The sequence below is a fragment of the Leisingera sp. NJS201 genome (assembly GCF_004535885.1).
GTDB lineage: Bacteria > Pseudomonadota > Alphaproteobacteria > Rhodobacterales > Rhodobacteraceae > Leisingera.
In genome coordinates, this window is the sequence record NZ_CP038234.1 from 707,273 (window position 1) to 730,630 (window position 23,358).

19 protein-coding genes and 3 pseudogenes are annotated in these 23,358 nt (G+C 59.8%); 8 read left to right on the plus strand and 14 right to left on the minus strand.

The genetic code is table 11. The features are described 5' to 3' along the window. Nucleotides 1-57: 57 nt before the first annotated feature. Nucleotides 58-516 (minus strand): manganese-binding transcriptional regulator MntR, encoded by a 459-nt coding sequence (mntR, locus tag ETW23_RS03460; RefSeq protein ID WP_134829128.1) that lies wholly within the window; start codon nucleotides 514-516, stop codon nucleotides 58-60. A 109-nt stretch (nucleotides 517-625) separates the two neighbouring features. On the opposite strand from mntR, the gene ETW23_RS03465 reads away from it, so the two are divergent. From ETW23_RS03465 to phnE, 4 genes and pseudogenes are all read left to right on the plus strand, one after another. Continuing rightward, the gene (locus ETW23_RS03465) at nucleotides 626-2,479 is read left to right on the plus strand and encodes a cytochrome c peroxidase (protein ID WP_134829129.1); all 1,854 of its coding nucleotides are present in this window, start codon (nucleotides 626-628) and stop codon (nucleotides 2,477-2,479) included. After that, nucleotides 2,479-3,335, plus strand: a pseudogene (locus ETW23_RS03470) (phosphate/phosphite/phosphonate ABC transporter substrate-binding protein). Before ETW23_RS03465 ends, ETW23_RS03470 begins: the two are co-directional and overlap by 1 nt. Further along, nucleotides 3,332-4,102: a phosphonate ABC transporter ATP-binding protein gene (locus tag ETW23_RS03475; protein ID WP_134829130.1), complete on the plus strand. Its 771-nt coding sequence runs from the start codon at nucleotides 3,332-3,334 to the stop codon at nucleotides 4,100-4,102. The pseudogene ETW23_RS03470 and the gene ETW23_RS03475 overlap by 4 nt, the downstream one beginning before the upstream one ends. An 8-nt stretch (nucleotides 4,103-4,110) precedes the next feature. Beyond that, entirely contained in the window at nucleotides 4,111-4,845 is a 735-nt protein-coding gene (gene phnE, locus ETW23_RS03480) for a phosphonate ABC transporter, permease protein PhnE (RefSeq protein WP_254695133.1), read from the plus strand. A 158-nt stretch (nucleotides 4,846-5,003) separates the two neighbouring features. Here phnE and ETW23_RS03485 read toward each other — a convergent pair whose 3' ends face one another. Both ETW23_RS03485 and ETW23_RS03490 read right to left on the minus strand, forming a co-directional pair. After that, nucleotides 5,004-5,330 carry a YnfA family protein gene (locus tag ETW23_RS03485; RefSeq protein ID WP_247676742.1) on the minus strand — a complete coding sequence of 109 codons (327 nt, stop codon included), beginning with the start codon at nucleotides 5,328-5,330 and terminating at the stop codon, nucleotides 5,004-5,006. Next, complete coding sequence (locus ETW23_RS03490) at nucleotides 5,327-5,698, minus strand: helix-turn-helix domain-containing protein (RefSeq protein ID WP_254695134.1); 372 nt, start codon at nucleotides 5,696-5,698, stop codon at nucleotides 5,327-5,329. Before ETW23_RS03490 ends, ETW23_RS03485 begins: the two co-directional genes overlap by 4 nt. A gap of 117 nt (nucleotides 5,699-5,815) precedes the next feature. On the opposite strand from ETW23_RS03490, the gene ETW23_RS03495 reads away from it, so the two are divergent. The 3 genes from ETW23_RS03495 (at nucleotide 5,816) to merA (ending at nucleotide 8,280) form a co-directional block, all read left to right on the plus strand. Further along, nucleotides 5,816-6,208 carry a mercuric transporter MerT family protein gene (locus ETW23_RS03495; protein ID WP_134829133.1) on the plus strand — a complete coding sequence of 131 codons (393 nt, stop codon included), beginning with the start codon at nucleotides 5,816-5,818 and terminating at the stop codon, nucleotides 6,206-6,208. 57 nt (nucleotides 6,209-6,265) lie between these two features. Beyond that, a complete protein-coding gene (locus ETW23_RS03500; protein ID WP_205879961.1) occupies nucleotides 6,266-6,535 on the plus strand; it encodes a heavy-metal-associated domain-containing protein in 270 nt (89 codons plus the stop codon). A gap of 320 nt (nucleotides 6,536-6,855) precedes the next feature. Continuing rightward, nucleotides 6,856-8,280, plus strand: a complete 1,425-nt coding sequence (gene merA / locus ETW23_RS03505) for a mercury(II) reductase (protein ID WP_134829135.1) — start codon at nucleotides 6,856-6,858, stop codon at nucleotides 8,278-8,280. Between the two features lie 475 nt (nucleotides 8,281-8,755). On the opposite strand, the gene qatD is transcribed toward merA, so the two are convergent. The 10 genes and pseudogenes from qatD to ETW23_RS03550 all read right to left on the minus strand — a co-directional run bounded on the left by qatD (nucleotide 8,756) and on the right by ETW23_RS03550 (nucleotide 21,671). Next, nucleotides 8,756-9,499, minus strand: a complete 744-nt coding sequence (gene qatD, locus ETW23_RS26690; protein WP_134829136.1) for a Qat anti-phage system TatD family nuclease QatD — start codon at nucleotides 9,497-9,499, stop codon at nucleotides 8,756-8,758. Next, the gene (gene qatC, locus ETW23_RS03515) at nucleotides 9,496-10,776 is read right to left on the minus strand and encodes a Qat anti-phage system QueC-like protein QatC (RefSeq protein ID WP_348773113.1); all 1,281 of its coding nucleotides are present in this window, start codon (nucleotides 10,774-10,776) and stop codon (nucleotides 9,496-9,498) included. The genes qatD and qatC overlap by 4 nt, the downstream gene beginning before the upstream one ends. After that, nucleotides 10,773-10,922, minus strand: a complete 150-nt coding sequence (locus ETW23_RS25020; RefSeq protein WP_167738069.1) for a hypothetical protein — start codon at nucleotides 10,920-10,922, stop codon at nucleotides 10,773-10,775. The genes qatC and ETW23_RS25020 overlap by 4 nt, the downstream gene beginning before the upstream one ends. 744 nt (nucleotides 10,923-11,666) lie before the next feature. Then, the gene (locus ETW23_RS03520; protein WP_134829138.1) at nucleotides 11,667-13,553 is read right to left on the minus strand and encodes a P-loop NTPase fold protein; all 1,887 of its coding nucleotides are present in this window, start codon (nucleotides 13,551-13,553) and stop codon (nucleotides 11,667-11,669) included. Nucleotides 13,554-13,669: 116 nt separating this feature from the next. Continuing rightward, nucleotides 13,670-13,797: pseudogene (locus tag ETW23_RS03525) on the minus strand (IS5/IS1182 family transposase); the annotation flags it as partial. Nucleotides 13,798-13,866: 69 nt separating this feature from the next. Beyond that, nucleotides 13,867-14,493, minus strand: coding sequence for a hypothetical protein (locus tag ETW23_RS03530; protein WP_134829139.1), 627 nt, complete (start codon nucleotides 14,491-14,493; stop codon nucleotides 13,867-13,869). Further along, a complete protein-coding gene (locus ETW23_RS03535; protein ID WP_134829140.1) occupies nucleotides 14,490-15,245 on the minus strand; it encodes a hypothetical protein in 756 nt (251 codons plus the stop codon). Before ETW23_RS03535 ends, ETW23_RS03530 begins: the two co-directional genes overlap by 4 nt. Before the next feature lie 569 nt (nucleotides 15,246-15,814). Further along, a pseudogene (locus ETW23_RS03540) lies at nucleotides 15,815-17,237 on the minus strand (IS1182 family transposase). 504 nt (nucleotides 17,238-17,741) lie between these two features. Further along, nucleotides 17,742-18,809 (minus strand): site-specific integrase, encoded by a 1,068-nt coding sequence (locus ETW23_RS03545; RefSeq protein ID WP_254695135.1) that lies wholly within the window; start codon nucleotides 18,807-18,809, stop codon nucleotides 17,742-17,744. A gap of 630 nt (nucleotides 18,810-19,439) precedes the next feature. Further along, on the minus strand, nucleotides 19,440-21,671 hold the full coding sequence (locus tag ETW23_RS03550; protein WP_134829141.1) for an AAA family ATPase: 2,232 nt from the start codon (nucleotides 21,669-21,671) through the stop codon (nucleotides 19,440-19,442). A gap of 103 nt (nucleotides 21,672-21,774) precedes the next feature. On the opposite strand from ETW23_RS03550, the gene ETW23_RS25025 reads away from it, so the two are divergent. Further along, on the plus strand, nucleotides 21,775-22,653 hold the full coding sequence (locus tag ETW23_RS25025; protein ID WP_167738070.1) for a hypothetical protein: 879 nt from the start codon (nucleotides 21,775-21,777) through the stop codon (nucleotides 22,651-22,653). 149 nt (nucleotides 22,654-22,802) lie between these two features. Here ETW23_RS25025 and ETW23_RS03560 read toward each other — a convergent pair whose 3' ends face one another. After that, nucleotides 22,803-23,294 carry a hypothetical protein gene (locus ETW23_RS03560; RefSeq protein WP_247676740.1) on the minus strand — a complete coding sequence of 164 codons (492 nt, stop codon included), beginning with the start codon at nucleotides 23,292-23,294 and terminating at the stop codon, nucleotides 22,803-22,805. Between the last annotated feature and the right edge of the window lie 64 nt (nucleotides 23,295-23,358).

Here is a 23,358-nt window from a genome sequence, read left to right on the forward strand (position 1 = left end):
CTCATCGGGAATTTTGTGGGCTTTCTAGCCGCCCCAGTCAATAGCGCCAAAAATAGCTCAGCTTTTTGTCCGTTCACTGGTAAACGCGTGGAATACAGATAAGGTTTCTTCGCTGACGTGGTGCTCGATCCCTTCGGCATCATATTCGGCCACCTCTTGCGACACGCCAAGAGCCACAAGGAAATCCACAACGATTCTGTGCCGTTTGCGGCAGGCTTCGGCCAGCTGGCGGCCTTCTTCCGTCAGGCGGATCGAACGGTAGGGCTCCTGCAGAATCAGCCCTTCCCGTTTCAGGCGGTTCAGGTTCTTGGAGACCGTGGGCTGGGTCACGCCTAGACGCTCGGCGATTTCAACAGGCCGCGCTGCGCCGTTCATGTGAATCAACTCGGCAATCAGCTCGACATAATCTTCGACCATCTCGCTTTGATGAGCCGTGCGTACGGCCTCAAAACCGCTTGCCTGTTCATCTGGGCTTCGGCTGAGGGCGTTTTCATCTGTTTCGGTCATGTCGCTCATCAGATCGCATGTCAGTTTGGCCTCCCTGTATGCCTGCAACAAAGCGGGTTGACAACGGCATAGAAGAAACTACACAATTTAGCCAAATCTAACTTTTGTAGGTTCGACCATGAAAAACCTCATATCAGCGGCATTAGTCGGCCTTTTGCCGGTGGCCGCCGGGGCCACAGCGATTGAGCAAGCCCCATGGGCGCCGCGCTCTGCCGCTTACCGCCTGACACTGTTCATGGGGAACCTGACCCCGGTTCCCTGGGAAAAAATCGAAAACAGCTGGACCGCACCGGCACCGGGCAGCGCATTGTCTGAAGATGCCATGTCGCGGGTGAGCCCGGATGAGGCCCGCGCAATCAGCGCGGCTCTTGCAGCACAGGACCGCCAGGCACTGTTCGAGGCAGCCACGGCAGCCGTGGCCCAGGGTATCCTGCGTCACTTGGCAGCGGCAGAGACTGCGCTTGGTCAACCCAGCGCAGCACATGAGGTTGCCAATGCCGAAGCGCTGTTCCGGGCGTTCGAGGACGGCATCAAGGCGGCCGATGCGAAGGCCGCGCGCGATCTGGGGCGGGCATGGCTCGCCCTGAACTCCTCGCTTGGCACTTCTGGCGTGCTTGGCCATGGGGCACAAGAGACCGATGCAGAGCGCTTTGCCGCAGCACGTGCAACGCTCGAAACCTATCTTACGGAGAATTATTTGCCTGCCGCCTATGCGGAACGCGAAAAGCTGACCCCGGTCCCCGAAAGCGCGGTGCGCTCGGGAACGCCGGTGTCGCCGCCTGCAACCTTGCCTCCGGGGTCGAATATCGCCGATCAGCGGGAACTGCCCCGGCTGGTGCTGCAATTCGAAGAAGCTGGCGAGGATGAGGCAAACCTACCGCTGGTTGCCTATGGCGACATGCTGTTCGACAGCCCGGAAATTTTCGGCGGCCCGGCCCGCGAACTGGGTATTGCCTGTTCCACCTGCCACAACCGTTCGGATGTGAACCGGGACTTCTTCATCCCCGGACTGTCAAAGTACGCGGGCGGCATGGATGTGGACGGCTCCTTCTTCAACCCGATGTTCAATGACCGGGTGGACGACCATCTGGATACGCCTTCGATGCGGGGCATCCGCTTTACTGCGCCTTACGGGCGCGACGGGCGCGAGCCCAGTCTGCGGCGGTTCATCCGCAATGTGATCGTGACCGAGTTCGCAGGCGATGAACCGACACCCTTCCAGCTGGACGCGCTGGAAGCCTATGTCAAACAGTTCGATTTCCTCCCGAACCCGAAGATTGACCGGGCGGGCAGGCTGACGGATCTGGCCTCGGATGCTGCCAAGCGCGGGGAAGAACTGTTCAACACTGAATTTACCGGACTGGGAGACCGCTCCTGCGCCTCGTGCCACACGCCCGAGCGTAACTTCCGCGACGGTCTCACATACGACATCGGCACTGCCGAACCGCCCTTCCCGGGCGGCACGCCAATCCACTTTGAAACCCCCACCCTGCGCAATATCAACTTCACTGCGCCCTATCTGCACGACGGGTCGCTGCCAACGCTGGCCAGCGTGGTGGACTGGTTCGATGCAAGCAAGAAACTGGGGCTGGATGAGGCGCAGCGCGCCGATCTGACCGCCTACCTCGAGGCTGTCGGAGATGGCGAGGAACCCTATCAGGCGTTTGAAGGTCGCGACAGCGTGTTCCGCCTGTCCTGGGAAGAGCTGACCACCTTTGCAAGTACCCTCGACACGCTGCTGCCGATGCGGGATGCGCAAAATATCGCCCTTCTGGTGGATACGGTCGCCCCTGATCTGGCGGCAGATGCAAGCGTCATGGTTAATCAAAACTCCAAGCCGGAGATCTATAAATTCGCGGCCATCCTGCGGGCTGTCGGCGATGCAAGCGCTGCCGGCGATTGGGACGAGGCAGGCCGCCAGTGGAGCCAGTTCAAGGCAATGCAGGCTGAAATTGACGAGAGGATGTACTGATGCTGTCGCGCCGCAATTTTCTGGCCGTATCGGCCGCAATTCTCGCCGCGCCAGCCTTGGCAGCGGGTGAGGAACTGAAACTGGCCTTCATTCCGCAAGAAAACCCCGAAAAGCTGCTGGGCGACGTCAGGGCAATCACCGGCTGGCTGTCCGAACGCATGGGAATGACGGTGACAGGGTTTGTGACCTTCGACCATGCCGCCGCCGTCGAGGCGCTACGCAACGGTGATGCAGACATATCTTTCATGGGCGCCCTGCCTTATGTTCTGGCCGAGGATCAGATTGGTGCCGTGCCACTGCTGTCAGAGGTCTACCGCGGGCAGCCGAGCTATGCGGGCCGCGTGTTTGTCCGCAAGGACAGCGGCATCGAGACTCTGGCCGACCTCAAAGGGCGCGACATTGCCTTTGCCGATCCTGTGTCGGAGTCGGGCTATCTCTACCCGCTTGATCTGTTCGTGCGCGAGGGGCTCATTGCCGATGCAGCCGATGCGGACAATTTCTTTGGCCGGAAGTTCTTCGCCGGGGCTATCAGCAGGCGATGCAAGCCATGGCGAATGGCCTCGTGGATGCCGCCGGCGCCAGCCAGTATGCCGATCTTCTGCTGACACCGGATCAGCAGGCAGAAGTCAAAGTCCTGGCCGAAAGCGAACAGATCCCAAGCCACGCGGTTGTTGCCCGGCCCGGCTTGGATCAGGGTGTGCAGGCCAGGTTCGTCGAAACCATGCTGCAGCTCAATGAGCCCGGCAACCGCCACCTGCTGGCGTATCTCTATGGGCCGGACGGCTACATCGCGGCGGACCGGGACGTTTACGAAGGCGTGCGCGAGACCGCCCGGCGCTACGGGTATCTGAAATGACAGCAGCCTTCACCCTGAATGCAGTGTCCCACCACTTCGACGGCGCCGCGGCGCTGCGCGAAGTGTCGCTCAGCGCTGCACCGGGTGAACGGGTGGCACTGCTTGGCCCGTCGGGCGCCGGAAAATCCACCCTGCTCGCACTGCTCGACGGCCGCCTGCGCGGCTGGCACGGCGAGGCCGAGGTTCTGGGGGTGCCGCTTTCGGCAACGCACGCTCCGCCGCGTGAGCTGCGCACCAGTGCCGGGTTCATCTTTCAGGAATTTGCGCTGGTTGACCGGCTGACTGTCTATCAGAATGTGATGAACGGGCGGCTTGCCCGGATGCGGACCTGGCCCTCCCTTTGGGGACGGTTCGGCGAGCAGGATCACCTCAAGGTGGCCGCGGCGCTGGAAGACACCGGCCTTTCCGGCCTGGCCCGGCGCCGGGCGGACCAGCTTTCGGGCGGTCAGCGGCAGCGGGTGGCAATTGCCCGTTGCCTGGCGCAGGATCCCAGGCTGATCCTTGCCGACGAACCGGTGAGCAACCTTGACCCGGCTCATGCGGAACGGATCCTCGGCCTGATCACAGGCGCAGCTGACAAACGCGGCATCGGAGTCGTCTTCAGTTCGCATCAGCCAGAACTGGCGCGCCGATTTGCCGACCGGATTGTGGGGCTGCGGGCCGGCGCAGTGCAGTTCGACAAACCCTCCGCTCAAGTGACCAGCGATGACATCGCCGAACTTTACCACGGCACGGTTCCCGGCGCCGGGCTGCGCGTGGTCAGCTGATGAGCCAGGTGCTGACTTGGATCTTGCTGGCGGCGGCCATTCTTTGGTCCGCCACAAGCGCAGATATGGGGCTGGATAAGCTTCCCGGTGCAGGGCCTCGCCTGGGCGAATTCCTCGGACGGATGATGCCGCCGGACCTGTCGATCTGGCGCGAAGTCATGCGGGGTCTGGCAGAAACCCTGCGGATTGCCATCCTCGGTACTTTCTTTGCGGTTATCCTGTCGGCCGGGCTGGCAGTTCTCGCAGCCGAGACCTTGGTGCCTGCTGCCGTCTGGCGCCCGGTTCGCGGCCTTCTGGCGATGATCCGCTCCATTCCGCTGATCCTGGTGGCGATGCTCATGGTTGGTGCGGTGGGGCTTGGGCCCTTGCCCGGGATCCTCGCCATCACCTTCCATGCAACGGGGATGCTGGCGAAATTCTATGCCGAAGCGATCGACAATGTGGCCGCCGCCCCGGTGGTAGCACTGGAAAGTGCTGGCGCCAGCCGCACGCAGCAGCTGCGATGGGCGATCTGGCCTCAGATGGCGCCGGTCATCCTGCGGGACACCGTGTTCCGTTTCGAACTGAACCTGCGCGAAAGCCTGATCCTCGGCATTGTCGGTGCGGGCGGCATCGGGCTTTATGTCCAGACCTACGTTCGCTCGTTCCAATATGACAAGGCCGCGACGGTGACCATGGCCATTGTTGTGCTTGTGCTTGCGTCGGAGGCGGTCAACTCCGCCCTGCACAAGCGGTTTTCCTGAGCGGATCCTTACAGTTTATGACTACGGTTATAGGCGGCTGAAATGCTGAGTGGCCGGCGCCCCTCCACAGCGCGTAGCAAGGGTTTCCGAACTGAAGGCTGGAGCCAAGGGAAACAGAAGGGCTCCAGCCTTCTTCTAAGATTGCTTGCCGGCGGACGTTAACTACGCAACGGCATCAAAATGAGAGCGCTACCGATCAGGCATATCATCATTCCTGCTATATCCCAGCGGTCGGGGTGATTGCCTTCGGCCAGCCACATCCAGAACATAGAACTGGCGATATAGACGCCGCCATAGGCGGCGTAGGCCCGCCCGGCAAATGCGCTGTCTGCGCGCGTCAGAAGATACGCGAACAGCACAAGGCTTGCTATGCCGGGCACCAGCCATAACGGCGACCGGTCCAGGCGCAGCCACGCCCAGAAGGCAAAACAACCGGCGAATTCCGCCAGGGCTGCCAGGGCAAAGATCAGAAACGTCCCGGTCAAGATGCCAGCGCCTCCAGCACCGGGCACTCCGGGACATCCTCGCCGGAACATTGGCCTGCTGTTGCGGCCAGTACTTTTTCGATCCTGCGAAGGTCTTCAATTTTCCGGCGCACATCGCTGAGATGGCGTTCAGTCAGGGCTTTCACTTCGCCGCAAGTCTGGGTGCCGCCATCCACGAGGCCAAGCAACCCTTTGATTTCATCAATGGCAAAGCCGAGTTCGCGGGCTCGCAGGATGAAACGCAGACGCTGAACGTGGCTCTGCCCGTAGATGCGGTGGCCCGCAGCCGTGCGCGGCGGGTCCGGCATCATGCCGGTCTTCTCGTAATATCGGATGGTTTCAAGGTTGCAGCCCGTTGCTTTGGCCAACTCCCCCGAGTGAGAGATGTCGCGTTTTTGTGATCTGGCATCGAAAACAACCTCCTTGCCCCTGTAGTTACTACAGGCCTTACACAAGGTGCCAGCCCTATTCGCGAGGAGAAAAATATGAGGATTGCTGAAAAGCAAACCGGAGAAGTGGACACGGGTGTGAACCGGAGCAGCAAAGGCTGGCTTGCCGCGGGCGGTCTGCTTGGCGCGGTTTTTGCGTCCGCCTGTTGCGTCGGACCGCTGGTATTGCTCACGCTCGGTATCTCGGGAGCCTGGATTGGTAACCTGACCGCACTTGAGCCCTACAAGCCGGTATTCGCTCTGATCGCGCTTGGCTTCATCGGCGCCGGCTTCCGGCAAGTCTATTTCCGCAGGCCAGCCACCTGCGAACCTGGCTCCTACTGCGCCAAGCCTTCTTCGGCACGCATCACCAAAACCGCACTCTGGATCTCGCTGGTTCTTGTTGTGGCAGCTCTGACCATCATTTGGTGGGCGCCGCTCTTCTATTGAAAGGAATATCTCATGAAAAAAATGCTCGCCGCGGTTCTCGGCTTTGGCCTTCTCGGAATGGCGTCCATCGCCTCCTTTGCACTGCCCGCTGCCGCCCAAAGCGTTGCAGCGGAGGAGACTGTAACCTTCGCAGTTGAAAATATGACCTGCGCGCTCTGCCCGGTGACTGTGAAGCGCGCCATGGCGGGGGTGGAGGGCGTGCGCTCTGTAGACGTGGATTTTGAAGCAAAGACTGCCACGGTTGTTTTTGACAGCGCGGCAACAAGCGTTGAAGCTATTTCGGCAGCCTCCGCAAATGCTGGTTATCCGGCAATGGAGAAGAGCTGATCCTATGCGCGACAGTCTGATGGGAGGCCTCACCGCGACAATCCTGGCGGCACCGCTGGTGATAATCTGCTGTGGCGGCGGTGTCCTTTTGTCTGCGCTCGTCGGAACTGCTGGCGGGTGGCTGACCGGGTACGGCGTGATTGCCATTGGGCTGGCGGCTGCGACTCTTGCATTGGTCTGGCGTTCGATGCGCTGCGGCTGTTTCTGCCCCACTAGGATGGTGCTCCTTTGGGGCTGAATCTGATCCCGGCAAAGTTCGCCGGAGCATGAACCAATCACAAAACAACGGCGCCCGCGCGCGCCCTGAAAAGGATCAAAAAATGAACAGCGACTGCTGCACGCCGAATGGAGAATATGACCTTGCTGTCATTGGGGCCGGATCGGCGGGTTTCTCGGCCGCGATTACTGCGGCCAAAGGCGGCAAACGCGTGGCGCTGATCGGGCACGGCACCATCGGCGGCACCTGTGTGAATGTGGGTTGTGTGCCTTCGAAAACGATGATCCGTGCCGCCGAGGCGGTGCATGGCGCGATGGCCGCGCATCGCTTTCGCGGTCTGAAAGCCAGCGCAGAAGTCACAGACTGGGCTGCGATAATCGGGGCCAAGGATGATCTGGTCGCTATGCTGAGGCAGAAGAAGTATGCCGATTTGCTCCCAGGATACGAGGGTGTCACCTATATCGAAGAAGGCCCCGCGCGGCTGGTTGCGGGCGGTGTCGAGGCAGGAGGCCGGTTTATCCAGACGCCGAAGGTGATCATCGCAACCGGCGGGAGGCCAGCACAGCCAGACATCGCGGGAATTGAAACTGTGCCGTCCCTGGACAGCACGTCTCTGCTGGAATTGGAGCATTTGCCTGAACGCTTGATTTTTCTGGGCGGCGGATTCATCGGCGTTGAATTGGCGCAGATGATGTCCCGGATGGGCGTCAGTGTGTCTCTTGTCTGCCGCTCCCGCCTGCTGCCGCAGGCTGAGCCAGAGGTCTCCGAAGCGCTGGCGGATATCCTGCGCGACGAAGGCATTACGATTTTGGAAGGCGTTAGCTACGAGGGTAGCCACCGTGAAGGCAGCGAAGCAGTTCTGCACGTGCAAAAGGACGGTGCGGTGCAGGATCTGGAGGCAGATTATCTCGTCCTGACAACCGGGCGCACCCCGAATACCGAGGGACTTGGCCTTGCGGAGCTGGGGGTTGAAACGGATGCGCGAGGGGCCATTGCTGTCGGCGTGGATATGCAATCCAGCCGCCCCGGCGTCTATGCGGCTGGGGATGTGACAGACCGCGATCAGTTTGTCTACATGGCAGCTTATGGTGCGAAACTGGCGGCACGCAATGCAGTTTTGGGCGGTCATGAGACCTACGATAATGCCGCGATGCCCTGGGTTGTATTTACCGACCCGCAGGTGGCAGGCGTCGGCCTGACCGAAGCCCAAGCCCAAACCGCGGGCCACGAAGTGAAAACCAGCATTCTCACGCTCGACAACGTGCCTCGCGCGCTTGCGGCTCGGGACACGCGCGGCCTGATCAAACTGGTGGCCGACGCCAGGACAGACCAGCTTCTGGGAGGTGTTATCATGGCGCCGGAAGGCTCCGACAGCGTCCAGACACTGGCTATGGCCTTGAAGTTCAGAATGACTGCCAAGGCACTTGGAACTACGATCTTCCCCTATCTCACTACCGTAGAAGGGCTGAAACTCGCAGCGCAGACCTTTGACATGGATGTAGGTCAGCTCTCCTGCTGCGCAGGGTGAATTGGGAGCACATCGGATGACCGGTATTGAAGCTCTCCTGCAAGACATTGACAGCCTGTCGCTTATCACGGTCGGTCTGCTGCTTCTCGCCGGTTTGGTGGTGGCATAGGGGCTCAAAACTGACCTCGGATGGGGTGCGGCACGTGCGCGGTCGCGGTCGTTATGCGATGCAAGGACGGCCCATTGCGGCCGTTCAGGTCACGCGCACCGAATGGCAGGAATCAGCCCCATAGCTACTCGCCCCGCTATGAGCTGCACTATAGATTCAGCATAGGAGCGAGGGCGATTGCCGGGTATCATCTCTCAGCCAAAGCTATTAGAGATAACGCGGGGGAAGACCGCCGCTTTCCAGCGGCTGGTAGGCGCATTTCCTCAATACTCCCACGAAGCCCCGCACAAGCTCTAACGATCGTCACAGATCCTACGTCCGCGATCTACCCAACTACAGGCTGAAGAATGACGACGAAATGAAGTGCTAGAATGCATTGCTAGATCGTTTCGGAAGTGACCGCAGATTGTCGAGGATTTGAGTTCTAAGCTCATCAGTCTCTGCTCCCGTAATCGAACCAAGTTCGACCAAACAGTCGTATGCCTGCCACGGCATTAGCGGTTTTGAACCGGAACGGGCGAATGGCGCGTCGGTCTCAGTAAGAACTCGTTTCAGAGGCATCCTCGATGCGAGTTCCCGCCCCTTTCGTGATTTTAGCATAGCCGGGCCGATGGAAAACCAGCAGCCCATAGCGATCGCGCGCTCAAGTTCTCGATCTGTCCCGCTAAACCAATGAAGGATTGGGACGCCAGCGCCCCGATGTTTCTCCAGCGCATCCAGGACAAGCGTCGCTGCTCCGCGAGAATGAATGGACATGATCCTGCCACCCTGTTTCGCGGAAGCTTCCAGTATCCGCTCAAAGACGTCATGCTGTAGATCCAAGCTGCCACGATGTACCGAGCTGCCATCCAGACCGATTTCCCCAACAAAGCGAGCCTCTGGCAAGAGGCCACAGAGCAGTGCGACCTCGCTGTAACGTTGTGTCGCCAACTCTGGGTGCAATCCCAAGGCGACTCGCACGCGTTTTCTGGTCCCTACGAGCTTTCTGGTGCCGCGCCAGGCCTTAGGCGTCGTCGTTACTGCGAGGACATAGGTCCCGCGAACATCGACCTCATTGAGGACCGACGCCGGATCGGGGTAGAGGTCGATATGGCAGTGGAAATCTATCAAGTAACCCCCAGATTCGTATGCAACGCTGCGAGTTCGGCTATGCCATTTTCCACGACTAGGCGGTAGGGGGTCGGATCACCCAGGAGCTGTCCATTCATCGATCCTCCTATCAGAGCGTCGACACCATGGAGTCGTACAGTCTCTATGGCAATTGCAACCGAGCGAACGTCGTCAAAACCTGCGTGACGCGCATCCCTCAGACCAAGATCACCGTACTTGTAACCCTTGATCGTTTGGTCTGGTTGGCCCCATGCGAGATAGGCGCCACGACGTACCTGACATGGAACGCAACGACCACAGTGCTGGAAGCCGGTACGGGAGTAGCGGCCGCAGCTGGTCGACGCATCAACGAGCGCTGCGAGAAGGGCTGGATCCTTGCAGCCATTCAGCATCTCACCCTTGGTCTGAAGCTCATAGGGGTTCCTGATATGCACCCGCAGGCTGGCTGCATCCAACGTTTCTTGGACGAGCCGGAGGAAGTAGGGATGTGTCGTACGCGTAGAAAGAGAACCTGTACGTAGAGGCGTAAGAGGCACATTCTGGCTGATGAAGCCATTTTCGGGCACCCTAAGCTCAACGGTAGTGCCATCAGCGTGGCGTTCGAGGCATGTCGCCGCCATGACACCAAAGCCCAGGAAAGCAATCGAACGCGCTCTTTGGGAACGTTCAGACGTGCAAGGTGGTCGTGCGTGATGATTGAGTTGAAGGTGCAAACTGTGAGGGGCCACGCTATTGGCGAACGTCTTCTGGTCTTGAGTGTCGCCTTTTGCCATTTGGCTGACCAGCAGCGGACGATAACCTTCACTTACCGCATCGATCGCTCCAATGAGGCTATCCATCCCTCCAGAGAGGAGGCAGATCATATCCTCAGGTCGCGGGCGTCTAGGGCTGCGGGGGAACGGCATTCCACCGCCGGAAATAAATTGGACACTCCATATATCGCCCGACAAAAAGCGAAGTGCTTGAGTAAGGCGCCCACTTTCCGAGTTCCAGAAAACTGGATCAGAAACGGCAACCGTCAGATCAATCTTCCGCGTCCACCCATCCGGGCTTCGCACCCTCGAAACTGCCTCATCTGCTGCGACAACTGCCATAGCGAAAGACATGAAATCCCACGCAGCCCCGGACGGAAAAAGACCGAGCCGACGCAGTCGCCGCGGCACGAGATCCCCCACTCGCCCGCGACCGGGTGTTCGAGAATTCGTATAGATGTCGAAACGAATATCCGTGCCCGGAATGTCTGGCAGATCCTGCGGAAGGCAAGCTACCCTCGTCATAGGCCGGCCTCCTCTTCAAAAACCTCGAATGTCTGCTGGATTGCCTCCCGCGATATGCGTTCGATGCTGCCGTGTCCGACGACACCCCCACGTGCTCGTTCAGCCGCGTATTCAGCTGCCACAACTTCGCGAATGTAGTCCTTCATTTCCTGGAGCCTCTCCAGTCCTTCCCCTTAGTCGGAGCCTTGTCGATGATAGCCTTCCCAACGTCGAGCTCGATACGATGCGCAACATCGTAGCCAAGCGTCGATGCCGTGACCTGGTCAACCTGTTCAGGGTAAGGTTCGTGAGATCATTGTGTTGAGCCAGGATATCCGAAAGCGCCCGCGCAACGGAGTCTCGGGTCACCTCAGCATCTTGGGAGCCATCGATCGGCCTGATGGCATCCACCAGAATGTCTGCAAGTTCGGCCGGTGTCCGGCCTGCAAGCGTCTGGGGGTCGATCCCGAGATCTTGGGGAAGAGGCTGCCCGCTTGCGAGTGAGGTCAGGGCTCCATGCAGAACACTTGCCGCCTTCGCAGAGCCTCCCATTCTACGAGCCGCATTCCTGCTCCCGCCCATACCGCTGCGTGAGTAGTGGCCGAGCCCTCTCTTCAGGTGCTTGTCGCGGCCGTCACCACCACCCGCGAATTTGCCGAGCAATGTTCTTGCCCCTCGCCAGCGACCAGGCTGCGAGGGTGTTGGAGGTTCCTGAGGAGGCACCTGCGGTTGCTGCGGGGCTACAGGCGGTTGCTGAGGCGCCGACGCAGGGCCACCTGGCGCTGGCTGAACGGGAGTTCCCGGCTGAGGCTGAGGCTGTTTGGATTGCCTTGGAGGATCGTCAACCCACGGCGGGACGATCGGAATATCGGGACCGGCACCAGGGCCACGACTAGAAGCTGAAGTACCCATTACTTAAATTTTCCTGCTTTACCAATTGCGTTCTTAGCTTGAGTCGTCAGGTCAGGACGCGCAAGAAACTCAGTCAGAACGCGTTTTCCCCAATCAGCGTGGCTCAAGCGTGGCACGATGCTTGGCTTGACTTGGCTTGAAGGGACTTCGCTAAAAAATGCTACGATTGATGCTTCAGCCGACTTAGATGCGCTCGCAAGTGACTGCAGGGCATTGAGGATTTTCGGAACCCCCCATGATGTCTCCTGCCGTGCCTTCGCGATGACCTTATCGGTAAGGCGCCCAATTTCCTGGTTGGTCAGGCGCGCGACCTCCGCATCGACCGTTGTGCTTGCAGATGTCATACGCAGCAACATGTCCAAGGCCTCAAGCGCCTCGGAGGATAGCTCATCGGCACGTGTGATGACCGGGTGGCTTTCTCGACCAACGTACAATGCCCCGCGCAAATCTTTTCCTGCCAGTGGAGGATCTAGTGCCAGCCAGTTTTGGTGGAACGCGTCGTTCCAAGGCTTTTCCAAGGGCGGCGTCTCGCCCTCGCCACGCGCACGCGCTTCTTTATCCGCGAGAAATTCAGCCAACCCGTCCTCAGATTCGTTTACTGCGCGCAGAAGTTCCGCGTAGGCATCCTTGTCTCCGCACCGCTCGAAAAGCAGCAGCTTCACCAAGACTTCTTCGACCACCGCCACCTCTTGAATCCGCGCCATGGAGGATCGCAACGACAGCGTATTGAGGAAGCGCTTGATCAGTCGCGGATTGCCCTGGATATTCGGCGAGGTCGTAAGGAGCGGCGCAACCCGCTCCGCGAGAGAGAGCCGGTTAAGTAGCCCCGGGGGACAGCTCTGCATGAGCCCGGAAACAAAAGCCTTATCGACCCGCTCGCCCTTCCAGGTTCTCCCCAGGCGACGGCAGACAGCGATACGGATCTCCTCCTTCTGCTCCGGCTCCAGCGAAGCCTCTGCATCAACGAAGAGCATCATGAGATATGCCCGGACCTCGTGTGTACCGAGCGGCGGGACCCGAATTGGAAGTTGGATGAGCTTGTCGAAATAGTTGGTGACCAGATCGTCGTTGAGCGCGACATCCTCGAAATGCGAACGAACAGCCTGCCGGATCATCCGCTCATCGGCCGCTATGACAAATGCAGTATGCTTCAGGAAGAGGAAGAGACGCATTGCCTCGAGCGTAGCGATGGCAGTCTTCGGCAAGCAACGGTCTAGGTCGTCGATCATCACCACCAAGGTGATGTCCAGATCGGCGAGCGTAGCCTCCAGATCGTCACGGAACGCTTGGATGGCCTTGCGTGGCGTTTCAGCGCTCACCTCTGCGTCGTCGCCATCCTCGATTAGTTCCTTACCGTTCTTAATTCCCTCTGCGGCAAGCTCCTTCACCTTCTTCAGGTCATCGCCTGTGACATCACCATCGAGGAGGCCTCTTACCGCCGAGATCCCGCCAGCAACGAAGGGCGTTACATGCCCATGCGTCAAGTAGTCGAAGAGGGCCGATCCTGCGATGCCCAGCACGCGGAGCTTCTTGACCCGTCCGAGAAGAGACGCGGCGCGTTTGAGCGCCTTCTCACTTAGAGTGTCCTTCTTCTCCAACGCCTGATCAACCACGGCAGCGGTAATCGTTTCCATGAGTGCGGCACGGGCATCATCGTAGTTTTGGTAAAGCCACGCATTGAACTCCACAAAACGAATATTCACATTGTCGCGCTCCTCCAGAGAGGTGCGCAACAATTTCATCATTGAAGATTTCCCAACTCCCCAATCACCTGAGATTCCAAGCGACAAGGGCTCGCCTTTTGCCCCGATAATCCTCTCTGCAGCAATCTCAGCTACATGTGAGAAGTTAACTAAGTCACGAATTGTTTCGTTATCAGACCACATTCAGAGCTCACTTATCCTGAGGGAAATTGAACAAAAATATGCCACTTTAAGTCAAGTAAATAACAATTTTAGATCATCGTCGAAATGGAGGCAGTTTCGCCTTCTAGGCTAAGGAATTACAGCCTAAACCGCACGGTGGCGGCGTAAGCGACAGCTGAGATAAAAACCTTCGGGCACGTATCGTAGCGGATCGCCACGCGCTGCCAGTTTTTTTCCGACCGAACATGATCTCTATCCGTCTGCGCACTACTGCCGTTGGTGGGCTCGCGGCGAGCGTCAGTAACCCGCCCGTTACCGATGATGAAGAGCCGAGTCATCCGGCCGCACTGGGCTGCGGCGGGAGGCAGAGACTGGCTTCTACCTTGGCGAGGGAGTCGTCGACCTTGCTGAAAACGTCGCCGGGTCCGGCCCGCAGGATCTCATGCACTGGGGCGACGATGAGTTCTCGTACACATTTCGTGTCGGTTAGAAGATTGAGCGGCACGGCATAGAACCAGCTCTTGTCCTCAGTGTCCTCTCTGCGCCAGAAGCGCCTCTCTGCGACCCACTCTTCACAATAGCCCGCGTCGTTGGGTCCGTCCGTCGTGAAGACCCATGCACCGTCGTCCATTCCGTTAGGCCAATACCCGACGATGACCTTGGACCGCTTGCCGTCCGCCCAGTCGGACTCGGTGCCTTCGTCCGCTGTGAGCTGGATCGCGATCGTCACGATGCCTTTTGCCTTCGAGTTGGAGCGAGCGTTCCGCCGGTGGACGAAATAGGTATTCCAAACGGGCTGGAGAAACTCCCCATCCGACCCGTCCTCTTCGAGCTCCTCGATTTTTAGCCCTGAGTCGCTGCATTCGACCTGCCAGAACGCTTCGTAGAGCTTGTTCAGGTTCTCTTGCGCGTCGAGTAAGTTCCTCGCGGATTGCCAAAGAATAGCGTCCTGATCAATCATTCGTTCTCTCTGAAATTATATTGGGTTGCTGGCACAGCGGTAATCGGCGGCAGGGCGAACCTCTCCTCGGCATCGAAATAAAAGCTGCCTTTCATCGGCATTGTCATCGTCGGCCAGGCCCCTAGCACAGCACCCTGCGGTTGCCCTGCGAGGAAGTCAGCGGACAGCCGCGACCATGACTTGAGACCCGGATCGCCTGCTTCACGTTCGAGGGTCCGCAGTTTTTCGACAGCAGCGGTCCACTCCAGCGATCTGATGCCTGCAACGGGGACGGTTTCCAGCCCGTTCCGGACTTTAAGGCGCAGGTCAGCCACCGCCTTCTGGTGCTTGGCCTCGGCCCCGAGGAGCGTGTAGCCATGCACGTTTCGCTCACCCGCGGGCACACCGCCGCGGCGGCACCGTCCACGCGCTACGGTTCGGATCTCTCGAGCGCATTGGTCCGCGCCGAGCGGCGCTCCCCATTTCACCTCGATGACCCAGAAGGCCCGCCGCCCGTTTTCCATGAACTCCAGCACGACATCGGGTTCGGAGTTCTCGCCTCTGCCGATAAAGAACGGCCAGAGATAGATTTTGGCGTCGCTCGGCAGCGGGTGGTCGCATAGGACTGAAAGCGCCGCCTGCCGCGCCTCGGGCGCTAGAAGCCGCAGCATCCCGAAGAGAGAAGAGGTTACAAGGTCCTCGCGGGGATTACGCTTCGCGTCGTAAAGGATCTTTTCCATTCTCGCTTTCTTCGCGATCACGGCATCGAACATAAGCACTTGCCCCATAAAAGGAAATCCACGACGCCGAGGCTATGAGCGACTCGCCCCGTGCGCAAGCAAATAGGCCTCTTTTTTCGGGTTTTGGCGATGAGGTCGGCGCCGTCGTCCCCACTTTGACAGCGACTAGGGCAATGACCGCGAGCAGCAGCGCTTGCGCCACCTCCGTTGATCTAGCCCCATTCCCTTACCATTCCTCGCCGGTCGGAGGCGGTATTGCATTAGAACTAGCCTGTCAGCGGGCTTGCCAGCAACCAACTCATGCTATCCATGTAGTTTCCAATCAAAGTGCTGCCCCGGTGCTTCACAGCTGCGCCTAGCGACCAACCAAAACCTGCCCATCCGAGGCTGCTACCTACACCGTCCGGCCCATCTTGGGCGGCGCCTTCAGCTACAGATCGCGCCTAGCTGGCGACTATTTGCCCCGCTGAGTGTCAGCTATGCGCATCTCTGCCATTCGTTCAAGCCGCAGCGAACGGCAGCTCTCCGCCGATTCCGTGGAAAAACACCCGTTCGCGGGCGCAGAATATGGGTGCCCGAAAAGAGCGTGAGCGCCTTTCTTTTCAGGCTTTCTGCGGTTGCTGCGGTGCGGGAATGACCTTGGCCATTTTGCGGAGGTTTTGGGCGGTGGCGGCGAGGAGGAATTCGTCGTTTGCGCCGCATGGGCCGCGTAATCGGAGCCGACTGAGTCCAAGGATGCGCTTGAGGTGGGCGAAGAGCATCTCGACCTTCTTCCGCAGCTTCATTGAGATGATGTATTGGTCGGTCTTCGCCCCTCTCGTGCATGTAAACATGCACTGCCGGGCAGTGGATGTCGCGAGCGACTTGCCGCGCGTCTTCATGCTCCTCTCGGGTGATCGACCGGAAGTCCATGTTAGGGCAGCAACGCGACTTCGAGGGGCAGGCCTGGCACGTGTGCTTTAGGCACCGGTATTTCGCGACACCCTTGCCGGTCGGCCCTCGGTTCGGATCGGAATAGTTCCGGCGGAATTGCTTCAGTTCGTGGCCTTCCGGGCAGATGTATTGATTGTTCCCGGCATCCCACTCGAAGTCCGCGCGGGTCCAGGTTCCGTCGCTGCGCCCCGACTTGTCGAAGACGGGGATGTGCGGGGCGATCTTGCGGTCGACCAACCAGCCAAGCATCGGCGCGGTGCCATAGGCGGTGTCTGCGATCAGGCGCTCAGGGTGGAGGTCGAACCTGGCCTTCACGCGCTCGAGCATGGTCTTGGTCGACCCAACTTCGGCTTGGCAGATTGATCTCGTCGCCTCCACGTCCACAATGACGCCGTGGTCCGTGTCGATCAGGTAATTGTCGGAATAGCTGAAGAAGGCCGGACCCTTGCGGGCTGCGGTCCATTGGCTGGCAGGGTCGGAATGGGACGTAAACTTTGGCTGAACCTCGCTGGCCGCGCCGAAGGCAGCCTCGTCCAGGGTGTCGAGATACTCACGGACCGCCCGAGGCGCATCGGCGGGATCGATCTGCCTGACGTCCCATTCTTCCTTAGGCGTAGAATTTTGCTTGTTGGCATCGGCTTCGATCAGGCTGGCATCGATGGCCATGCGCTGCCCGCTGACCAGACCCTCTTCGATACACCGCGCGACGGTTGTCTCGAAGAGATGCCGCAACAGTTCGCTGTCACGGAACCGACCATGGCGGTTCTTGGAGAAGGTCGAGTGATCCGGGACCCGGTCGCTCAGATCAAGGCGGCAGAACCAGCGATAGGCGAGGTTCAGGTGGACCTCTTCACACAGCCGCCGTTCCGACCGGATGCCGAAGCAATAGCCGACCAGCAACATGCGGATCAGCAGCTCGGGATCAATCGAAGGCCGACCTGTGTGGCTGTAAAAATCGGCAAGGTAGCTACGGATCCCGGACAGATCCACAAACCGGTCGATGGAGCGCAGGAAATGGTTTTGCGGGACATGATCCTCGAGCGAGAACTCGTAAAACAGCGCCGGTTGCGCCTCTTGCCGCGGTCCCATCATCGCCGATCCTCCCACCCAATGAAGGAATTGAATCAGCCGCGGGCACCTCAATCAAGAAGGAGTTTTTCAACGGAATACGCCCTTACTTCGGGACGGCTCTAGTGCTGCGTCTGCACAAGGCATGCCCGCTTGGGGCTGACACCGGACTGATGCGTATACAGTTCCCAGACAGGGTGTCAGTGACCGCAACGGGCTCGAAACTCGATTTCGCCGCACGCAGCATGGAACGTCTGCTTGCTCCGATGGCAAACCAATGAGTTAATAATGAAGACTGGTGCGAGAGCGGGGAGTCTGCTGAAAAAAAAGATTGAGGGGTTAGTGGCGCCTTAGTGAAAAAAACTATGTGTCACCCTTCACCAATTGACGCAATCTGACGGATGAGCGCGTGGCTAGCTTGCCGCACCCCGCCTGCGAAAGTGAATGCGCTCATGGCTAAAAATGGCGTATATGCGGAGCCTAGGCTAACCAAATCAACTTTTTCACCCCGGCATCCTACCTACTTTATCACCCTGATCTTTGCCCCGAAAATAGCTTTCTGCCCCTGATCGGCCTGCAACTGTGTACGGAAGTCCCAGCCGTGCGCCAGAAGCTTTTCTGGCAGATCGGCGGGGCCAGCTTGGCATACTTGAGCGCCATATCTGGTTTCTTCCAGCCGCCACGCGTCATCAGCAGAAGCAAGTCCTTGTTCATCGCATAGTGCCATGTGGCAAAGGTATGCCGCAGCGTGTGCGGAGTCACATCGCCGCCTAGTTTGGCCGCAACACGCGCCTTGGTGAAGGCAGCTTCAATCTGACCGCCGCTGCCGGTGCTGAGCTTGTATGCCTTTCCCTTCGGCGTGCGGAAAACGGCCCCGGTTTCCGGCAGTCCTGAAGCAGCAAGCAGACGCATCACACGCGCCGGAAATTCGGCCATTTTCAGCTCGCCATTCTTGGATGTCGGAATGAGCGCTTGACGGGTTTCTAGGTGAAGGTTTTCACTTTGCAGCCCCAGCGCCTCGCTGGTGCGGCAGCCGGTTCCAAGCAGGAATGTCACGATCGGGAGCAGGTGTGGCTCGCTTGCTTCCAGTAGATCCTCGGCCTCGCCAGGTGTCAGCCAGCGGATTTTGGACTGGGGCTCCTTGCGACGGCGGAACCGGCGCGGAGTCACATGGCCATCGTCAGCGGCTAGATTGTAGATGGCGCTGATGGGGGTGATGATCTGCCGGTTGATAGTGGCGGGTGCAGCGTCGGGCATCAGGATCGCCCGTGCCGCTTTGTTCGCCGCGTCATTGTCGACGTCGGCCAGCCGTGTCTTTTCCCCGAAGTGAATCAGCAGCGGTCCGATGAACCGGGTTTCCCCACCACTTTCCATGTAGGTAAGCGCAGCCTCGGCAAAAGTCAGGGTTGCCGACTTACCAAGTGTCGCACGCTCGATGATTTCGGCTGACCGTCTTACACGGATGATTTCTGCGGCTTTTTTGTCGCTAACTCCAGTGCTCTCATAAATGCTTTGTCCTGCGAGGGTACCCCGGATGACGAAATTTCCGGTGGGTTTGCCTTGGCTGTTTTTGCGCCGAAAGAGAATGAGGGGCATCTCTGAACCTCCCCCTTAAAGAATGCGTTTAGCAGATCCGGCGGACGGTAGAGGATGCGAACTCGTCCGCTCACCTCAACCCGTGCGAGGCTGCCGCTTTTGAATTTGGAGTCCAGCCCGCTGCGACTGGTGAAGATTTTGAAGCGGGCGAGATAGGCTATAGCTTCCTCTGTGGTCAGCAGATGCTCCTCGGACAGTGCATGCATCGGATGATCCTCAAGCAGGCAGTTGATTGTGGCCGGGCGGCCGGGTGCTTCCGGCGCCTGCTGGCATTCGGCATGTCTCTTCCGGTCCCGTGCCATTGGCCGTGGTCTCCTGTCTCCGGTGGGCGGTGGCCGCCCGCGTGTGCTGATCGAGACAGTTTACTGCGCCGGATTGGGTTGGAGCGACCCAGGTTGTAACCCTGCGGAGATGGATATTGTGGATAAGGGCCTAGAAATACGGAACTTTCCCTCTGCAGAAGGAGCTGGGAAGGGATGCGGGCATAGACCGACCCGGCGGGGCTTTGGGACAAAGTATTTCCGGGAGGGAGTTTTCCGGATTTTGGGCCAACTGAAGCCTGCGCCGCGGAAGTTTGCACATAAGCTTTGTGCAAATCCGGTGGCTGGGCGGCTTGTTTGGCGGGCGCATCTACTGGTCCAGGACCGGCTTTGGACCATTTTTGCACGGCACATCGCGAAGCCAGGACCGGACCGCCTTGGTATCGAACTCTCGTTTCTGCACCAGGTCTGCAGCCATGTCCTTAAGCAACTGCTGATGGGGGTACAGCAGTGCGCGTGCGTGGTCCTCCGCATAGTCGAGCTTCTCACGGAGGCGTTTGCGGTCGGGTTCTGCAAGTTGGGCTGGATCCTGCGGTCCAAACCAGCCGTTGCCGAAGGCCCCTAAACCCAGTTCAAAATCCATCGCCAGGACCATCCGCGCAGCCTGTGCCAAATCGGACGTCGCGCCCCCGCCGGCTCCGGCCGAAACAGTCCCGAAGATGAGCCGCTCCGCCGCCCGCCCTGCGAGGTGGATATACAGCTGGCATTCAATGTCTGCCGGCAGACCTGCGTTCGGGGGAACATCCCGCTCAATTGTGCCGCCAGATGGAGACAGGCCGATCCGTGTGATCGTCTCGCCGTAGCTCCACGAGGTGATGGCGTGACCGACTTCATGAATGGCGATGCGGTAAAGCAGGTCGTGGTTCTCCTCCTGTGCCATGACTTGCAAATGGCGGCGCAGAAGCTGCAGATCGAGCGGGCAGCCGCTGTGCCGGGCTTCACTGCGGGCAGAGCGCACCGCCGCGTCCACGTCGGCAGCGGTTTTGCCAATGCAGTCCCGCGCCAGCTCCAACATCGCATCCTCGGGGACTGCGTCCTGCAGCCGCTCGGCAAGGAGGTGCTGCAGCATCGCCATGCTTGGCAGCGGCATCTCGATCTTGATGTCAAACCGTCCGGCTCTCAGAATCGCGGGGTCGATGTGCTGCGGGTGGTTGCAGGCACCGACGACCATGATCCCTGCCTCCCGGCTGATCCGGTCCATCTGCTCCAAGAAACCAGCAACCACTTGGCGCCTGTAGCTGACACTGTTGTCGCCGGCGCTGTCGCGGGAACCGATCGCGTCGATCTCATCGATGAAAAGGATACAGGGCGCATTCTTCCGGGCTTCATCGAAGCTTCTTCGCATCGCGAGCAGCAGGTTGCCCAAATGACCGGCGCTTTGCCACTCGGCGCAGCTGGTCTCGACGCAATTGACAGCGGCGCTCCGGCCCATCGCGCGCGCGAGGTGGCTCTTGCCGGTGCCCGGCAGGCCAAAAAGCAGCAAGGAGTGCGGGATCTCATTCCAGGCCACTTCGTCTTCGGCCCACAGGCGCAGGTCTGCGACCAGTTGCCGGGCGGTGTCATAGGACCGGCCAATGCCTGTGATCTCTTCCCTCGGCGCGTGGGCTTCGGGTGGTGAAGCGGCAGCGGCAGCAAGCGCCTGGGACAGGCGTTGCGCCATCTTCTTCGCTGTGGGCGCACGCAGGGCGAATGAGAGTGCGGGGATGGAGAGCTCCTGCAACTGGCCGTTCCGGGGCAGCGCGGCACGGGCGGCGGCTTCATCAATGCGGCCCGTGCAGCTGTGGGTCTGACGCAGCAGGGCGATCAGAAAATCCGCGTCCACTTGCGGCACTGTCAGTTGATGACAGTGCTCCGCCACCAGCGGCGCCGGCAGTGCCATCTCATCCGGCAGGCAGATCCACAAAGGCTGGCTGTGCGCCAGACCCTTGATGATCAGATCCTGCAGCTCATCAATGTGTTGCTGTTCAATCGCACCATCGCGGGCACTGGGGACAGCGAGGGTCACGCGCTGAGGCAGCTGCACCTGGCGCCGGGCGTCATAGGCCTGCCAGCCCGGCGGCAGCAGGGCGTGGTTAAGGAGGTTTTCCACGCTTGAAAAACCGGAAGCAGGAACGTTGCGAAGGATCAGCACGGCGCCACGGGCAAGCTGCGCGTCCACTGCAGCCGGGGTGCCGAAGGCCGCGGCGATCCGCAGCAGCAGAAGCAGCTTGTCTGCCGGCAGGTCTGTGTCCGGCAGCCATTGGCCTGTGTCGTCACAGGCATAGGGGTCTGCACCTTCCTGCTCCAGCGCTTCCCAGAGTTCCGGGGGCAGGTGCTGCACGTCCGAGTTCTCGCTCAGATGCTGCAGCAAAGAATGGGGCTGTTCCGGTGCAGGGGGCACAAGGGGCTCCTCGGCGCCAGCACTGTCGTCTGGCGCGTCTTCTTTGAGTGTCTTGCGGCGCGCCAGCTGCAGCTCATGGTAATAGAGATGATAGCGGCGGGCGCAGTCTTCGGCGAACTGCCACCAATCAGGGCGCGCGGGGGAGTGGTTGGATTGGTTCATGGCAAGCCTCCTGTGAACAGGCAAAAGGGATCGGGCGCCCGGTGAAACCGGGCGGGAAACGTTGAAAATTGAAGGGTAGGGGCGTTTAGCTGTCTTCTTCCGCTTGGATGGCGTCGAGCATCGCGAAGATCACTTGGCACACATCCGGAAAATAGACCTCACTTTTGACCCTCAATTCACCGGCGTAGAGGTCTGGCGGCGCGACGCTGTCGGGGTGCTCTGCCTTCAACCGCGCATGCAGGCCTTTTTCAATTTGCACAGCTGTGTGGCCGGAGCTGATGGGAACTGTCCGCAGGACCTGCGCCTCCGTCTCCCTGCTCCTCAAAATCTGGTGGTAAAGGCGGGAGACGGGATCGCGGCTGTAGCCCAGCTTGATCAGCTTGGCGCCATTGGCGAGTTTAAGCTGCATGACGTAGAGAAAGCTTGGCGCACTGCTCCAGCCCTCGCCGCAGTTGCTGCATTGAAACCGGCCAGTCTGCATGTTGGCACGGGCGATCCGCTGAACATGGCCGCAGGCCTGGTGCTGGTACAGGCGGTAGTTCTGGTTCCTGTTCGGATCCGGTCCAATCAGCTCCCAACCCTGCGCGGAGGCTTCTTCTTGCTCCTTCTGTTGCTGGCAGAGTTCGCAGCGTACGTCGCAGGTCCCGGCGGCAGCTCTTTTGATCAGCTCAAACTGGCGGCGCAAACGGTGTCGGCAGTCCGCGATGTAGAAGCCGTGATGGCGGCTTTGCGGGTCGCGGCCTGCCCACTGCAGCCCGGCGGCTTCGGCATCGGCCTGCCACCGGTCTTGAATGCAGTGCGGGCACTGCGGCTGGCTGTTCATCACAACGAAGAGCTTGCAGGCATGTGTCCGTCGGCAGGTGTGGCAGGACAGGAGCAGGTGATAGCGGTCTTTGATGCGCTGGACGATTTTGAAACCTTTTGCGCTGGCGGCGGCGCGCCAGTGGGGATGGACCGTTTGCGGGAAATGTTCGCAGGTTGAGTGGGGCATGGCAGCCTCCGCATAGGCAAAAAGGGGCAGGGCAGGCGCCGGAACTGGCGCTTGCTGAACCTTCAGAAATGGCATGGCTGAGCCGGGCGCAGCGGCGTGTCCGCCGCGGGCCGGGTCAGAAGAATGCTGGGAGGTTGGGTTTAGATCGGCAGGAAGTTCTGCGCTTCAGCCGCTAAGGAGAGTTCGACGAGTGCGTTCATCTGACGTGCGGCTGTTTGCATCAGGGGCCGACGTACAGCGTCCTCGACGCTGAACAGCTCCTGGTTCTCAAAGTACAGCTGCTGAAATCTGCGAGCCTCTTCCGGCCCCGTGGACTCGATGAGGAAGTGCAGCAGCATGCTCATGCGCTGCAAAGGCAAGTCGCTGGCCCGGACCACCTGTGCCGTCAGGATGTCGCCGCTGAGTTGAAGACAATCCTGCCAGCGGGCTTCGGCAGCCTCCTGAAAATTAGTGCAAGCGGGATCCCAGGACAGTGCGTGCGAAAGATCACGCTCCAGTCCGAGGGCTTTGTCCACTGCCTTGGTCAGCGTGTCGAAGGTGCGGGTGATGAAGGTGGGGCTGCCATCTGCGACAGATGCGGGCTGCAGGGCTTTCAGCGCGCATTCGCGCGTGATACGGCAAGTATCAGCCATAGTCGGTCTCCTTCCGCGAGATCGGTTTGGTTAGGGCCGGGCGGGGAGCTTCCACCTTCCCCTC